The sequence below is a fragment of the Thermotoga sp. KOL6 genome, assembly GCF_002866025.1.
GTDB lineage: Bacteria > Thermotogota > Thermotogae > Thermotogales > Thermotogaceae > Thermotoga.
Genome location: NZ_LNDE01000002.1, coordinates 205,336 through 220,940, shown reverse-complemented (window position 1 = coordinate 220,940; position 15,605 = coordinate 205,336). Strand labels below are relative to the sequence as shown.

Genomic DNA, 15,605 nt, shown 5'->3' with positions numbered 1-15,605 from the left:
AGGGGATCGGCCCCTTCCTTTTCTTCATTATTCCAACGCTTTTAATAGTTGCTTTTATTTTGTTATATCCGGTTGTATATGTCTTTTTCATCTCTTTTACGAATAGACAATTGCTATTCCTTGGGAATGTAAAATTCATTGGCTTTCAGAACTATTCCTCTATGTTTAAAGATCCAGATTTTTGGCATTCTTTATGGTTACAATTAGGTTTTATAGCCATAGCACTTCCTATAGAGCTTATTATTGGATTTTTCGTTGCATTGTTGTTCAACAAGGAATTTCCTTTTTCTAAATTACTTCGTTCTTTACTCATGCTTCCTGTATTTGTATTACCAGTTCTTTCCGGATTGACTTGGCGATTGATGTTACAACCGGACTATGGTGTGCTAGCTGCTCTGTTTCAGAGACTATCAATTGGGCCAGAAGCTTGGCTCGCGGATAAAACCTTTTCCTACGTGGCCGTGATTTTTCAAGATATATGGAGAATGTGGCCTTTCATGTTCATGATAATATTCGCTGGTTTATCCTCACTACCCAATGAATATATAGAAGCCGCTCTTATAGATGGCGCAGGTTTTTTTCAAAGAGTATCATACATCATTATCCCTTTTTTAAAGCCAGTTTTGGCAATCGCTTTTCTTTTAAGACTAATTGACGCTCTCAGAATTTTCTCGGAGGTTTACGTTATGACTTACGGAGGTCCTTCAAACGCGACTATGTTACTTTCACTGTATATACACAAGCAAGCTTTTGAGTTTGGAAACATATCCTACGCTTCTGCAGTGGGGACGTTCTTGATGATTATCTCGCTTGCAATATCTTACTTCGTTGTTAAAAGAGGTTTGCGTGGTGAGACACTATGAGAAAAAGAACAATGGGATGGATCATCTTTTTTATTGCCCTTTTCATAGTAGTTGTAGAACTTTTTCCAATTCTTATAGTTGTTCTAAACGGTTTTAAAAAAGACATAGACATCTGGAGTAGAAATCCTTTCTATTTTAAACCTACTCTTGCGAGCTATAAAAAAGTGTTCGAAAATGAGGATTTTGTTCGTGGCTTGAAAAATTCCTTGATAGCCGCAAGTATTTCTTCCTTTGTTTCTGTCTTCTTCGGTTCAATGGCCTCTTATGGATTATCCAGGTACAGATTCAAAATAAATGACGGCATTATTTTCTTGCTACTTCTTTTGAGAATGGTACCACAAATAACGTTGTCACTTCCTTTCTATCTAATCTTCAAGAAAATGGGCCTCAGTGACAATATTTTAGGATTATCTCTAGCACACATCAGTTTCAACCTTCCATATGCTGTGGCTTTGCTTTTACCATTTTTTGAAGGCATACCGCGCGATTTTGAAGAAGCTGCAAAAATAGATGGTTGCAAAGATTTCCAAATATATTGGAGGATATTCTTCCCTCTTGCATCAGCTGGGATTGTTGTAGCTGCTGTTTTTACATTCCTCATGTCATGGAACGAGTTTATCTACGCTTTAGTTTTAACCGGTGTGAGGGCAAAGACGGCACCTGTTGCAGTTAACGGATTCCTTGGTCAATATGCTCCATTGTGGGGTCAACTTTCGGCCGCTGGAACAATTATGCTCATTCCCGTTTTTGCCATAACTTTAGGTTTTCAAAGGTACATAATAAAGGGTTTGTCAGCAGGGGGCATTAAAGGATAAGGAGGTGTCGATACAATGAAATTCTTTCTCGATAGTGCCAAACTGGATGAGATTGAGTACGCCATTAAAAAATGGAAGATCGATGGTGTGACAACGAATCCAAGGCATTTGATGAATGCAGGAATGACAGTAGAAAATTTTGCCAAAGAAGTGAAAAAACTTGTCGAAGGAACGCATATCACCGTGAGTCTAGAAGTCAATCCACATTTAGATTCTCCAGAAGAAATCGTTCAGGAGGCTCTTTCGTTAGCAGCGATCTCAGAAAATTTTGCAATAAAAATTCCAGCTACAGAGAATGGGTTTGAAGCTTTAGCAGAATTGAGCCCTAAGGGAGTGAAAGTGAATGTGACTCTGGTTTTCAACATGGTTCAGGCGGTCCAAGCTGCTCGGCTAGGGGCTTTTTATATAAGCCCTTTTGTGGGATGGAGAGAAGAAAGAGGGGAAATGAACACAGATTTTTTGAAACAAATCGTTCAAGCTGTAAAAGGATACGGTTACAAATCCCAGATAATAGTCGCTGCTGTTAGATCTGGAAGGCACTTCATAGAAGCAGCCATGTCAGGAGCTGACATTGTGACAGCGGGGTTCGAAGTTTACAGGAGAGCCTTTGACAATCCGTATACAAAACTGGGACTTCAAATCTTTTCTGAAGCGTGGGATAGCATATACAGGAGGTGATACAGAAATGGTAGTGGATTTTTTGGTTCACAAAGAGGGAGATGACGTAGGAATAGCAGTTCGTGACATATCTGCCAATGAAAAAATAAAAGGAAAAACACTTGAAGGAGAAAAATTTTACGAATTGGAAACCAGAGAGGATATTCCACTCGGTCACAAAATAGCATTGAGGGACATCAAAGAAGGAGAAAAAATAAAAGAATACGGAGAAGTAATAGGTAAGGCTACAAAAAACATTACCAAAGGTTCCCATGTTCACGTTCACAACATACGAAGCCTGAGATGGGGGTGATAAAAATGGAAAGAACAATACTTGGTTATGTGAGAGAAAATGGAAAGGTTGGTGTCAGGAATTACGTTCTTCTATTACCGGTTGACGATATATCAAATGCCGTTGTTGAAGCTGTGGAAAAATCCATTGCTGGTACTCTTGCTCTTCCACATCCATACGGACGACTTCAGTTTGGGAAAGACTTGGAACTTTTCTTCAAAACACTTATAGGAACGGGATCCAACCCAAATGTCGCTGCGGTAATAGTTGTTGGTATCGAGCCAAAATGGACTCACAGAGTGGCAGATGGAATAGCCAAAACAGGAAAACCTGTCGAAGCCTTTTGGGTGGAGGGATATGGTCAACTCGCAACAATTGAAAAAGTCTCAAGAGTTGCTGTAAAAATGGTAGAAGATACCACCAACTTGAAACGAGAACCGGTGGATATCAGTGAAATTACAATAAGCTTGAAATGTGGAGAATCGGATACCACTTCAGGACTCGGCTCAAACAGAGTAGTAGGGAGATTCACTGAGAGATTCCTCGAAATAGGTGGAACGGTACTTTTCGGAGAAACAACAGAATTGACAGGTGCCGAGCATATCATAGCTTCTAGATTCAAGAAAAAAGAAGACAAAGAAAAATTCTTGAAGATTTTCAATGAATATCAGGAATTGATTAAATCACAAGGTGTAGATCTCCTTGGATCACAACCTACTGAAGGAAACATTGCAGGCGGTTTGAGTACGATAGAAGAGAAAGCTCTTGGAAATATTCAGAAGATTGGAAACGCCATGATAGATGGTGCTTTAGATTTCTTAGAGGATGTTCCAGGAAAAGGACTGTATTTCATGAACACTTCATCCGCTGCTGCAGAAGCCGTTACACTCTTTGCAGCAGCCGGTGCCGTAATTCATCTTTTCCCAACCGGGCAAGGAAATCCTATAGGAAATCCTATAATACCCGTCGTGAAAATCACAGCAAATCCGAAGACTGCACGTGTTATGTCAGAACATATAGACATCGATGTTTCGCCAGTATTAACAGAAGGAGTAAGCATAGATGAAGCAGCTGACAAACTTTGGCAGAGAGTTGTGGAAACAGCAAATGGGCGTATGGTGAGAGCAGAAACACTTAACCACAAGGAATTCGTTTTAACAAAACTTTACAGGAGCGCTTGATAATGGAAATAGTGCTTCCTTACGGCAAAAGTGAGATTATTTTAACATTTCCGAAAAATTTAAAAATCGAACTTTTAGAGAGACAGCGGGGGAATTTCCCCCGCATGGATGAGAAAGAAGTTAAAGAAGAACTCGAGAAAGCCTTCAAGGAACTTCATGTTTCTGGGAAAACAGTAGCAGTTGCTATTCCTGATCAGACACGACCTAACATATCAAAAGACTTACTTCCACCTTTAGTGAACATTCTATCGAGAAAAAAAGCAAAGGAAATACGCATATGTGTGGGGACAGGACTTCATAGAAGCCCATCAAAAGAAGAAATAACTGAACTTATTCCAATTAAAAGTCGCGAGATAAAAATTCTTGTACACAACGCGGATAAGAGAGAGACGTTAACCTTTGTGGGGAAAACTTCTTTCAATACGCCTGTATGGATCATGAAATATTTCGTGGAATCCGATCTTAAAATCGTCCTCTCTCTCGTGGAAGAGCACCAATTCGCGGGTTTTTCAGGTGGTGCGAAAGGAGTGGCAATAGGGTTAGGTGGAAGGGAAACCGTGAGCAAGAATCATTCCAAACTCGCTTCCCCTTTTGCAAAAATAGGAGTTATCAAAGGAAATCCAGTGAGAGAGGAAATAGATGAAATAGGAAACATGGTAGGTTTGGATCTTCTGATAAACGCCGTCACGAATGAGAGGAAAGAAATAATAAAACTGTTTATTGGAAGCCATCCAGAATCTCATCGGAAAGCATGCCATTTTGTAAAAGATATTAGTGGGATGCCTATAAAGAAGCTCTACAGTGCGGTAATAGTGTCCCCAGGAGGATATCCCAGAGACATAGATCTTTATCAATCCCAGAAAGCTTTAGTTGTTGCCCAAGAATTTTGCAAGTCGGGAGGGAAAATATTACTTTTAGCGGAATGTTCGAACGGGTTTGGTGACGAAGGAGGATACGTTCAAATCCTCGAAAAAGCCTCTTCCCCAGAGGATGTTATAAAGAATTTTGATTTTTCAAATTTTAAGGCAGGGCCTCATAAAGCATTTTTATTGGCTCGCACTCTTACTAAATGTAAAGTATTCATACTTTCATCTTTACCCGGAGAAAAACTAAGAAAAATGTTTTTTCATCCTTTAGAAAACACACGTGAGGTTCTCAAAATTGTCTCTTCTGAAAAAGAAATCGCTGTTATCCCAAACGCGTCCCAAATTATTCCGTACAAAATCTACAAACTGGGAGGGTGAAATCATGAAGATGCTTGTTGCTGGGAAATGGATAGATAGAGATGAGCAAATAGAGGTTTTAAATCCTTATGATGGAAGCGTGGTTGGTACAGTTCCCATAGCCACAGAAGAGGATATAGAAGAGGCCATTAGTAAAGCCGTCGAAGGGGCAAAAGTGATGAAAAAAACTCCGATTTGGAAACGAGTTGAGGTATTGGAAAAAGCAGCGGAACTGATCGAGAAAAGATCCGAAGAAATGTCGGTTCTTCTTGTCAAAGAATCCGGAAAAACTATAAGAGAGGCCAGAGCAGAAGTACTCAGAACTGCTGGCCTGTTCAGATTGTCAGCGGAAGAGGCAAAAAGGATTCATGGCGAGACCTTACCTTTTGATTCTCTGAAAGGTTCCGAAAAAAAGAAAGGATACTTTATAAGAGAACCTGTTGGTATAGTGGCTGCTATAGTACCTTTCAACGTTCCGTTAGCCCTTTGTGCTCACAAGATAGGTCCTGCCATAGCGGCTGGAAACGCTGTTATCATAAAACCTCCTACCCAAGATCCTCTCACGAATTTGATTCTAGGGGAGATACTACTTGAAGCAGGTCTTCCTCCTGAAGCCCTGAGTATTCTAACAGGACCGGGTGGAAAGGTGGGAACTGCCATCGTAAGAGACAGAAGGATAAGAATGGTTAGTTTTACAGGGAGTGTTTCAGTAGGAAAAATGATAATGCAAAATGCCGGCCTCAAAAAAGTTGCATTGGAGCTTGGGTCCAACAGTCCACTTATAGTAACAGAAACCGGAAACCTTGAAAAGGCAGTAAAAGCCACAGTATCTGGTGGATTTTCACAGGCTGGACAAGTTTGCATTTCTGTTCAAAGAGTCTATGTTCAGAGGACTATATACGAAGATTTTGTGGATCTACTCATAAAAGAAGTGAGCAAATTAAAGACGGGGGATCCCATGAAGGAAGAAACTGATATGGGGCCAGTAATAGATGAAGCCAACGCCATTAGAATAGAGGAATGGATAAGAGAAGCGGTAGAAAAGGGCGCCAAAATAGGAATAGGAGGGAACAGGAAAGACACCCTGATTCAACCAACAGTTCTGCTACACGTACCAAAAGATACAAAAATGATGACTGAAGAGCTCTTCGGTCCGGCAGTTGCTGTAAATGCTTTTGAGAGTTTTGACGAAGCCCTTAAAGAAGCGAATTCCACAAAATATGGCCTTCAAGCGGGAGTTTTCACCTCAAAAATCGATGAAGCGTTTAGAGCTATCGAAACACTGGAATTTGGTGGTGTTTTAATAAACGAAGGCCCGCGATATAGGGCAGATTTCATGCCATATGGTGGATACAAAGAAAGCGGAATAGGAAGAGAAGGGATCAGATTTGCGTTAGAAGAGATGATGGAAATAAAAACTATCATATTCGATCAGGGGTGATATCTATGATCAATCTTCTACTTGTTCCAGCCGTGAGAAGTACATATGAGGTGTCTGAAGGAAGGAGCATATTTGAAGAAGAATTAAATATCCTAAGAAAATACAAAGAGGTCAATTGGATCATACCACCGGATGTTGTAGAGTACCCAGAAAATTTAGAAGCGTTTTTAAATCGTTCGAAGAAGATAGACATAGACGGTATGGTAATCATGAGCTTAACCTTTCATCTTGGTAACATTGCTCTTCTTCTTTCGCAAGAATTTCCAAAAACTCCAATGCTTTGTTGGGCAGTCCCTGAGCCCCCTTATTCTTCAGAAGGGAGGGTAAAACTCAACTCTTTAGTAGGAGCGCATCTTGACGTATCTAATTTGAAAAAAATTGGAAGAAAGGATGTTGATTTCATTTACGGTTCATCAAAAGACAAATCTTTTCACCGAGAGTTCAAAGAATGGATTGATGTCATAAAAATCAGCAAAAAACTGAAAGGATCGAAAATAGGAGTTCTAGGGGGGCATGCAAAAACTTTCTTGAACATTGACATTTACGAACCCCTTCTTTTAAAAGAGTTGAATGTGATGGTAGAATACATTCCCTTGAACACTGCCTTTAATATAAGAGCGGATGATGAATCTTTAAAAACTCTGAAGCGTGAAATGGAAAAGATTTACGATACGAGTAAGCTTTCTGAAGACAAAAAAAATAAAGTATGCAATTTGGCTATTTCCTTGAAAAGAATCATAGAAACAGGAAACTTTGATGCTTTAGCTATTAGATGTTGGCCAGAGTTTGCTACCCATTACGGGATATCACCTTGTGCTGCTATGGCATGGAATATGGCAAATGACTTCGTTTTAAGCTGCGAAGGTGATATACTAGGAGCTATTACTATGTTGATGCTCAAAGCAATTGGATGTCAGGATGTTTACCTTTCAGATATTAGTCAGATCATCGAAAAGGATTCAACTTTTCTAATGTGGCATTGTGGAGTAGCGCCGCATACACTTTGGGATGGCAAATCAAGAAAATCTTTGGAAACCTATTTTGCAGGCGGAAAAGGTGTAACCACGGATTTTGTCCTTAAGCCAGGACATGTTACCATTGCTCGAGTAGATCATATGGATGGGGAATGGAGACTTTTTGTAACTGAAGGCGAAGCCATTCCCACTAAGCAAGAGTTAAAAGGAACATACGTGAGAGTCAAGGTAAAAGACCCTGTGAAAACCTTAAAAGTTCTCGTGGAAAATGGGTTCCCGCATCATGTCGTTTTAGGATACGGATCTTTTGCAAATCCACTGATAAGATTTGCGAAAATGAAAGGATGGAAGGTGTTTAGAAATGGTGATATTCAATCCCTCTAAGAATAAATTTTACATTAAAATCCAGGATCGAATCCTGTTTTCCTCAGAAAGGTTATGGGAAGGTACTGGAGAGGTAGAAATTAAAGAACACCATGGACACTACCTCATAAAATCGGTTTTAAAAGAAAAGAAAAAATTTGAGGGAACCTTAAGGGTGGTTTCTGAAGACCCCTTAGAAATAGAGATCAATGGGAACAAAACAAGTAACAGAATAATAATGGAGATCGAATTGGAAGATGATGAGATCATCTTCGGAGGTGGGGAACAATACAACGAACTCAATTTGAGAGGGAAAAAATTTCCATTGCTTGTGCAAGAACAGGGAGTTGGCAGAGGAAAAAACTTAATATCCCTCCTTGCAGCACTAAAAGGAGTGAGGGGAGATTGGTACACTACATATTTTCCTCAACCAGTTTTTTTCTCCAACAAAGGATACGGAATCGTCTTGAAAGTCTTTACTCCTGTAATGATTGAATTGAAAGATGTTGCTACTTTTGAAATATGGAATAACAAGTGTAGCGTCATATTCCTCGAAGGTTCAATAGAGGATATGGTGAGAAAATTCTATGAAATTTTCGGTGGAATATTTGAGTATGAAGATTGGATGTTTGGTGTATGGTTAGCCTCCCAAGGAGGAATAGAAAAAGCTGAAAAAGTCATTGAAACAGCCAAAAAGTGGGATATCCCTCTTCATGCTATTTGGTGTCAAGATTGGTCTGGAAAAGTGTACACCAAGTTTGGAAGACAAGTGTACTGGAACTGGGAATACGACAGGGAGGATTACCACGATCTGCCGGAGTATATCTCAAAATGGAGGGAAATGGGCATCCATTTTTTGGCTTATATAAACCCGTTCTTGATAAAAGATGGGAAAATGTACAAGGAAGCTGCCAAAAACGGCTATTTAGTTAAGAAAAGAGATGGTAGTGTCTACGACATTATTGTTACAACATTCCCAGCCGGGCTTTTAGATTTAAGCAATCCGGAAGCATTCGAATGGTACAAGTCGGTAATAGTAAGGAATATGATATCGATAGGTATAGATGGTTGGATGGCCGATTTCGGGGAGTATTTACCATTAGATGCTCTTTTGAAAACCTCGTCAGCCGTTGAGTTCCATAATAAATATCCAGTAGAGTGGGCAAGGTTGAACTTTGAAGCTGTAAAAGAATCATCGAGAAGTATTATCTATTTCATGAGATCGGGATTCCTCGGATCAACCAAATTTTGCCCATGCTTTTGGGCAGGAGATCAAAACGTCGATTGGTCAAAAAGCGATGGATTACCAACCGTTGTTCCAGCTATGTTGAGTTCTGGTCTTTCTGGCGTAAGGTTCATGCATTTTGATATAGGAGGGTACACTTCTCTATTTTGGTTGAAAAGAACTCCCGAACTGTTTATGAGATGGGCCGAAGTGGGAGCTTTCTCTCCTGTCATGCGTACCCATCAAACTAATCGACCATTGAAAAATATTCAATTTGACACACAGGACGATATACTAAAACATTTCTCGAAAATGGCAAATGTACACGTGTCCCTTATTCAATATATAAAAGAACAATTCAACACTTCTCTGAAAAACAACTTACCAGTTGTGAAACCTCTGTTTTTAAACTATCCCGAGGATCTTGAGTCTTGGAGGACAAAATACCAATATCTCTTTGGAGACGACATACTAGTGGCTCCCGTTTTGAAACATGGTAAGAGATGGTGGAGAGTCTTTTTGCCACGAGGAGAAAAATGGGTACACATTTGGTCCCAAAAAACATTCAAAGGAGGATGGGTGGAGATCCCCGCTCCTCTTGGTGAACCACCTGTTTTTATAAGAGAGGATTCCAAATTTTCAGAAGATATTCTGACTACCATAAGAAAGATAGAAAGATTTTATGGATAGTTGCTAGAGTACCTATTGAACGAAACTCAAAGGCTTAGATGATCGAGGATGTTTTTGTAATGATTTTCTATAGCCTTTAGAAGATGCGTTTTGTTATTTGAGACTATTGCATTGAGTATATCCTCATGAAACTTTATGGATCTTTTCTGATATTCCGAATCTGCCAGATAATCCTTTTTCAGAACATACCAGATACGGCTTTTCATGTATTCCAACAAATTACCCGCTAAAGATGAAATGATGGGATTCCGCGCTGCTTTTATGTACACTTTGTGAAACATTATATCTGCCTCTGTCAAAGATTGGAAATTCTTTCGCTTGTAGTTTTCCTTCATCATGGAAAGAAACCGCTCCATATCCTCTATCATTTGAAGAGTAAAATTGTGAAGACAAAATTCCGCAATTGCTTTGTCCAAAAACTCACGAGCGTTCACCAATTCATCTATATCATACTCTAAAAAAAGCTCAAAATTTTCTGATCTACTGTTTTTTTCCCTGGGAAGTCTTACAATGTAATTTCCGCTCCCTCTTCTACTTTTGATGATTCCTGAAGCTTTCAGAAAGCTCAGAGCTTCTCTTACGATTATTCGTGAAGCACCCGTTCGTTCACACAACTCTCTTTCCGAAGGAAGTCTATCACCCTTCTTCAGATTCATTTCTTCTATCAATTTTTCGATTTTTTCCACTGTTTCATGAACCTTTGACACAAAACCCCTCCTTTAGTAAAGATAAAACTTCCTATCTTGATCTGTTTTTTCTTTTTCTGTTGCTATTCAAAATGAGTCTCTTTCGAAGCAGATTCAAAGAATCCGCATATTCGTCGGCAAATCTATCCATCGAATTTATCTCCAATATGACGATTCCATCGAAACCAGATTCCCTTATGATTTTCAACACTTTGTTGTAGGGGATATCGCCTTCCCCAATGGGAAGATGGAGGTCCCCTATTCCATAAACAAAACGAAAGGCTTCTATATCCGGAATCTTTTGATACGTCTGAGGCGATTCACCAAAATTATCACTGAGGTGCAATTCTACAGCATGTGGGAGACCTTTTTTCAACTCTCCATAAAAATTGATCCCTGTGTAACTTGTAAAGATAAAGAGATGCCCTACATCTATGACTAACTTAACGTTAGGATGATTCACTGTTTTTACAAGTTCTAACACCTCGGAAACGGAATGGGTTACATTTTCAATTCCTATCACAACGTTCTTCTCTCTTGCGAATTCTGCGAGTTCACCGAGGGCGTTAATTTCCGCTTTTCTCTGCAACCTTTCAGGTATGTCTATGGAATGGTCTACATCACCGTAATGGTATACCACCACTTCTGCCTTTATCTCTCCGGCAAACTCTATAGTAGCCTCCATAACCTTGTAATGCCAGGGATTTGTTTTTATCTTGAGGTTGATAACATCAGGGGCGTGTACCGTGTAACGAAAATTGTAATTGGAAAGTAGTTCCTTTACTCGTTCCAACCTTTTCCTGATGATGCGACCTCTAGCAATGACATCGAGTCCTGCTGCCGGTATCTCCACGTAATCAAAGCCAATACTCTTGAAGAATTCAAGCTCACTCACCAATCTCTTTATCGATCCGTTCACCCTTCTCGTATCGACGTTCGTTCCTATTCCTTTGATCATCACCGCACCTTCTTTAGAAGATCGTCTCCTCAGTTTGTGGATCGAACAAATGTAGCTTTTCTACGGACGGAACGAGGAACACCTTCTCCCCTGGCTGCGGTATTTTACCGAGCTCGCCAAAAACCTTTATCAACTCTCCGTGCTCTGTTTGCACATTCACTATTATATCTCTTCCTAAAGGTTCTACAACGTATACATTTCCCGGAATAGCGTTTTCTTCACGCTTGTAAGATATCTTACAATGTTCAGGCCTGATTCCCACTACCACTTCCTTTAAATCGGTACGTACAACTTGTGGTATTTTTAAAACTACGTTGTCTCTTCTCAAAATAGTCTGGTTTTCTGCCACGACAACAGAAAAACCTTTCAAAAAATTTGTAGGGGGATTTCCTATGAAGGAGGCAACAAACATGTTTTTCGGTTTTTCATATACCTCGTCCGGTGTTCCATATTGAACAAGTTTTCCCTGATTGAAAACCGCTATTCTCGACGCCATCGTCATAGCTTCAGCCTGGTCATGTGTCACATAAACCGATGTGATACCAAGCTCCTGCTGCAAATGTTTTATCTCTGCTCTCATGAGCATTCTTAAGTTTGCATCCAAATTCGACAAAGGTTCGTCGAAAAGCAGAACTTTCGGCTCTTTCACAAGGGCTCTTGCGAGTGCTACCCTTTGTTGCTGACCCCCTGAAAGCTGCGCAGGTTTTCTATCTAGCAAGTTATCTATGAGGAGTTTTTTCGCTATCTCAACAACTTTCTTTTCTATTTCTTCTTTAGGAAATCTCCTAGCTCGCAAAGGAAACGCGATGTTCTCAAAAACGGTCATATGAGGATACAGGGCATAGTTTTGAAAGACCATCCCAACTTCTCTGTGTTTTGGAGGTATTTCGTTGACAAGAACGTCGTCAAAGTATATCTCCCCCGAAGTGGGTTTATATATCCCGGCCAAAGTTAAAAGAGTAGTTGTCTTGCCGCACCCAGACGGTCCAAGAAGCGCTACGAATTCCCCATCCTTCACTTCGAAGCTAACACCATCTACCGCTCTCACCTTTCCAAAATACTTCCTCAGATTGACTACTCTGATACCAGGCATTATCCTTTCACTCCCCCACCAATCGTCAACTTTATCATATGCTTGCTGACAAAGAAGAAGAAAATGATGGTTGGTATCATGTAGAACAACCCAACGGCTGTAACGAGTCCATAGTCCGCGAATCTGTAATCTCCTATAAATCCCTTCACATACTTCGAAAGTGTCCACAAATTCTGAGAAAAGATGAATGTGTTCACGAAGACAAATTCAGACCACCCTGATAGGAAAGCAAAGATAGCGGTAACTGCAATTCCTGGTTTCACAAGGGGCAATAGGATCCTTCTCCATACTTCGAATCTGCTGTATCCGTCAACAAGGCCTGCCCACTCGAGTTCCCAGGGTATACCATCGTAAAATCCTTTCATAATCCAAGTTCCCCACGGAACTTCCAAAGAAGCCTTGAGAAGAATAACTCCCCACAGGGTATCTAAAAGTTTGAGTGTCCAAAGCAGATAGAAAACTGCTGTCATGAGCGAAATGGCAGGAAATGCGTGTAAGGCTAGGATGAATTTCATCATAGTGGATCTCCCTGGAAAATCGTATCTTGAAAGGGCATATCCTCCTAAACTCGTAATTATAACTTCAACTCCCATAACACCAAGTGCAAGTAATGCTGTGTTCAGGGTGGTATGCCAAATATTCGGATATCCCTTTATTTCTTGCCAAAGAAATCTCCAATTTTTTAAAGTAAGCTTAGTGGGAATGAATCCGTTAACAAGGTCTTCACTGAAAGATCTAAGGACGAGCCAGACGTATCCAATTAGAATTGGAGAAGTGATCAAGAAGAGAATGAATATTATCACTATTGTTCTTATTTTCTCCGAATTTCTTTGCCAGAAGGAGAGCCTCATTATTCCACCTCGACCTTCGGTCTTTCCATCAAAGACTCGAAACCAAAGAATCTCATGTAAACAAATGCCGAGATCACACCAATAATGACCAGTATTATGGAAAGAGCAGCACCGTAACCGAATCTAAAATGGGAGAAAGCATTGTGATAGGTATAAAGTGCCCAAACTTCTGTTCTGTAAACCGGTCCCCCATCGGTTATGATGAGAATGTATTCAAAAGAAGCCAGGAGTGAAAGGGTTTGGTAAGCAGTTACGAAAAGCAGATGCCATTTTATCAACGGAAGAGTAATTCGGCGTGCAATCATGAACCAACTTGCACCATCGATTTTCGCAGCTCGGTAGTAGTCTTCTGGAATGGATTTTATTGCAGCAGTGAAAACAAGCATACCCATAGATGCTCCGATGAACCCATTTGCGAAAATGATCATCCACATTGGAGCGGTGTGGAGCCAATCCTGTGGTGGCAATCCGAAAAAGCTCCTCAGGAAATTTACAAGTCCGTATTCAGTAGGATCGAACATCCAAAGCCAGAGAAGACCGTAAACAACAGATGGTGTGAGTCTTGGTAACATCCAAAGAGTTCTGAAAAAATTCCCCCATTTATCGCTTATGGAAGTGGTGAGAAGGGAAAGCAAAAGGGCAGTTCCCAGATTAAACATCCCTAGGGTACCAAAAGTATAAATGAAAGTGTTTGCGATTACTTTGGGTATGATGAAATCAGTGGAAATGTCCTTAAAATTCTGAAAACCCACAAAATTCCACGAAAGCGTGTAATCCATATCTGTGAATGCTATCACTACAGTGAGTACCACCGGTATGAAAAAGAACACTATCACAAAAAATAAGAGAGGCGAAAGAAGGAACCAAGCTTTCAACTTTTTCATGTCCTCACCTCACGAAAAGAGTGAGGGGAGAACCCCTCACTCAATGATCACAACTCTGTCTTTCAGTTGAGATTTTAATCTTTTCGCCACATCCTCTGCCACTTTCTCCGGATTCATACCACCTTCTGCCATTTGCATACCTTCGAAAATGATTTGATTGTAGAGATTGAACATATCATCGTTCGGTATGAAGCCTGAATACGGTAGAAGTTTTGTTCCTTCAACCATGATGAATTCCTTCGTATATTCTGGAAGGACGGTCTGTTGCCACCTGATGGGAAGATGCCCGCTTTCAACGGCATGTCTCATGTTGAGTTCCGGCGCGGAAGCAAGTGTTATAAGCAAGAAAGCAATATCAGGATGTTTGCTCGTACTCGGTATCATGTAAACAATGGGATGGGACAATGTATTCGGTCTCCCTTTATCTCTGAACTTTGGAACCGGCGCAAGGATGAACATGCTCTGAAGCTCTTCTTCGGTTTTTCCGTAATCCTTCTTCCATTCTGCCCAATTCCAGGTACCACCCATCCATGCCAAAACTTTTCCACTTGTGACATCTTTGTGCACAGAGGTCCAAGGTGTTCCTATCATGTTCTTAGGCAAGATCTTGTAGGTATTCGCCAAATCGTACAGGAGTTTATAATAGCGCTTCATGTCCTCCACATTGTAAACAAACACCGCGTTTTCTTCATCATAGAAATCGATACCCATGCTGATCATAAGCTGGTAATAGTCGATACCTGCTTTTGGCCTGTGATAAATACCCCACTCAACATACCCTTTTTCCACAGCCTCTTTTGCTACTTCGATGAAATCTTCAAAGGTGAATTCTCCCTTGGCGATACGTTCCGGTAATGAGTTGATTTCCTCATCAGACCATCCAAGTTTTTTCAACACCTGTTTGTTGATATAGAACGGCCTAGCTTCTGTATCCTGTGGAATACCGTAAATCTTCCCTTTGTACTTCGTCGATTCCCAGAGCGATGGTATGAAATCGTAATAGACCTCGTCCCAATACTTCTTCACGTATTCATCGAGAGGAATAATATATCCTGCTCTAGCCCAAGCTCCTATGTCGTCGTGGCCTGAACAGACAATATCCACAACCTGACCCGACTTGATACCGAATACCACTTTCTGTTTGAAAGAGCTCCAATCTGTGGTGTCAAAATATCCATCCACTTTAATCGTAAGATCTACTCCAAGATCTCTGAGTATCTTGTTGAGCCTCTCTGCTGCGGTCTTTAAGTTTTCAAACCTGTAATAGGAAGGATTGTCAGGACCCACCGTCCATGCGGTAATAGTGATTTCTTCTGCGAAAATCAAGAGAGATGCCACCAAAAGGATCGTCAGTAGAAGTTTACGCATATCCTCACCCCCCATTGGAACAATTTTATCACGATTTGTTT

General features: G+C 40.5%; 15 protein-coding genes. 9 read left to right on the top strand and 6 right to left on the bottom strand.

Annotated elements, in window-relative coordinates; genetic code table 11:
- Positions 1-161 precede the first annotated feature (161 nt).
- Genes AS005_RS05295 through AS005_RS05255 form a run of 9 tightly spaced genes read left to right on the top strand, consistent with a single transcriptional unit; the run spans position 162 to position 9,724 of the window.
- Entirely contained in the window at positions 162-863 is a 702-nt protein-coding gene (locus AS005_RS05295) for a carbohydrate ABC transporter permease (RefSeq protein ID WP_233186253.1), read from the top strand.
- Positions 860-1,678, top strand: a complete 819-nt coding sequence (locus AS005_RS05290; RefSeq protein WP_101510665.1) for a carbohydrate ABC transporter permease — start codon at positions 860-862, stop codon at positions 1,676-1,678. Before AS005_RS05295 ends, AS005_RS05290 begins: the two co-directional genes overlap by 4 nt.
- Before the next feature lie 15 nt (positions 1,679-1,693).
- The gene (locus tag AS005_RS05285) at positions 1,694-2,356 is read left to right on the top strand and encodes a transaldolase family protein (protein WP_101510664.1); all 663 of its coding nucleotides are present in this window, start codon (positions 1,694-1,696) and stop codon (positions 2,354-2,356) included.
- Between the two features lie 7 nt (positions 2,357-2,363).
- Positions 2,364-2,648 carry a UxaA family hydrolase gene (locus AS005_RS05280; protein WP_101510663.1) on the top strand — a complete coding sequence of 95 codons (285 nt, stop codon included), beginning with the start codon at positions 2,364-2,366 and terminating at the stop codon, positions 2,646-2,648.
- A gap of 5 nt (positions 2,649-2,653) precedes the next feature.
- Complete coding sequence (locus AS005_RS05275) at positions 2,654-3,808, top strand: UxaA family hydrolase (protein ID WP_101510662.1); 1,155 nt, start codon at positions 2,654-2,656, stop codon at positions 3,806-3,808.
- 2 nt (positions 3,809-3,810) lie between these two features.
- On the top strand, positions 3,811-5,052 hold the full coding sequence (larA, locus tag AS005_RS05270) for a nickel-dependent lactate racemase (protein WP_101510661.1): 1,242 nt from the start codon (positions 3,811-3,813) through the stop codon (positions 5,050-5,052).
- Positions 5,053-5,056: 4 nt separating this feature from the next.
- On the top strand, positions 5,057-6,472 hold the full coding sequence (locus AS005_RS05265; RefSeq protein WP_101510660.1) for an aldehyde dehydrogenase family protein: 1,416 nt from the start codon (positions 5,057-5,059) through the stop codon (positions 6,470-6,472).
- A gap of 5 nt (positions 6,473-6,477) precedes the next feature.
- Positions 6,478-7,830 carry a fucose isomerase gene (locus tag AS005_RS05260; RefSeq protein ID WP_233186252.1) on the top strand — a complete coding sequence of 451 codons (1,353 nt, stop codon included), beginning with the start codon at positions 6,478-6,480 and terminating at the stop codon, positions 7,828-7,830.
- A complete protein-coding gene (locus AS005_RS05255; RefSeq protein WP_101510658.1) occupies positions 7,808-9,724 on the top strand; it encodes an alpha-glucosidase in 1,917 nt (638 codons plus the stop codon). The genes AS005_RS05260 and AS005_RS05255 overlap by 23 nt, the downstream gene beginning before the upstream one ends.
- A 26-nt stretch (positions 9,725-9,750) precedes the next feature.
- On the opposite strand, the gene AS005_RS05250 is transcribed toward AS005_RS05255, so the two are convergent.
- Genes AS005_RS05250 through AS005_RS05225 form a run of 6 tightly spaced genes read right to left on the bottom strand, consistent with a single transcriptional unit; the run spans position 9,751 to position 15,564 of the window.
- Positions 9,751-10,431, bottom strand: coding sequence for a FadR/GntR family transcriptional regulator (locus tag AS005_RS05250; RefSeq protein ID WP_101510657.1), 681 nt, complete (start codon positions 10,429-10,431; stop codon positions 9,751-9,753).
- 31 nt (positions 10,432-10,462) lie between these two features.
- Entirely contained in the window at positions 10,463-11,368 is a 906-nt protein-coding gene (locus tag AS005_RS05245; protein WP_101510656.1) for a TIM barrel protein, read from the bottom strand.
- Positions 11,369-11,381: 13 nt separating this feature from the next.
- On the bottom strand, positions 11,382-12,461 hold the full coding sequence (locus AS005_RS05240; protein WP_101510655.1) for an ABC transporter ATP-binding protein: 1,080 nt from the start codon (positions 12,459-12,461) through the stop codon (positions 11,382-11,384).
- On the bottom strand, positions 12,461-13,312 hold the full coding sequence (locus tag AS005_RS05235; RefSeq protein ID WP_199203853.1) for a carbohydrate ABC transporter permease: 852 nt from the start codon (positions 13,310-13,312) through the stop codon (positions 12,461-12,463). Before AS005_RS05235 ends, AS005_RS05240 begins: the two co-directional genes overlap by 1 nt.
- On the bottom strand, positions 13,312-14,196 hold the full coding sequence (locus AS005_RS05230) for a carbohydrate ABC transporter permease (RefSeq protein ID WP_101510653.1): 885 nt from the start codon (positions 14,194-14,196) through the stop codon (positions 13,312-13,314). The genes AS005_RS05235 and AS005_RS05230 overlap by 1 nt, the downstream gene beginning before the upstream one ends.
- 36 nt (positions 14,197-14,232) lie before the next feature.
- Positions 14,233-15,564 (bottom strand): ABC transporter substrate-binding protein, encoded by a 1,332-nt coding sequence (locus AS005_RS05225; RefSeq protein WP_101510652.1) that lies wholly within the window; start codon positions 15,562-15,564, stop codon positions 14,233-14,235.
- Between the last annotated feature and the right edge of the window lie 41 nt (positions 15,565-15,605).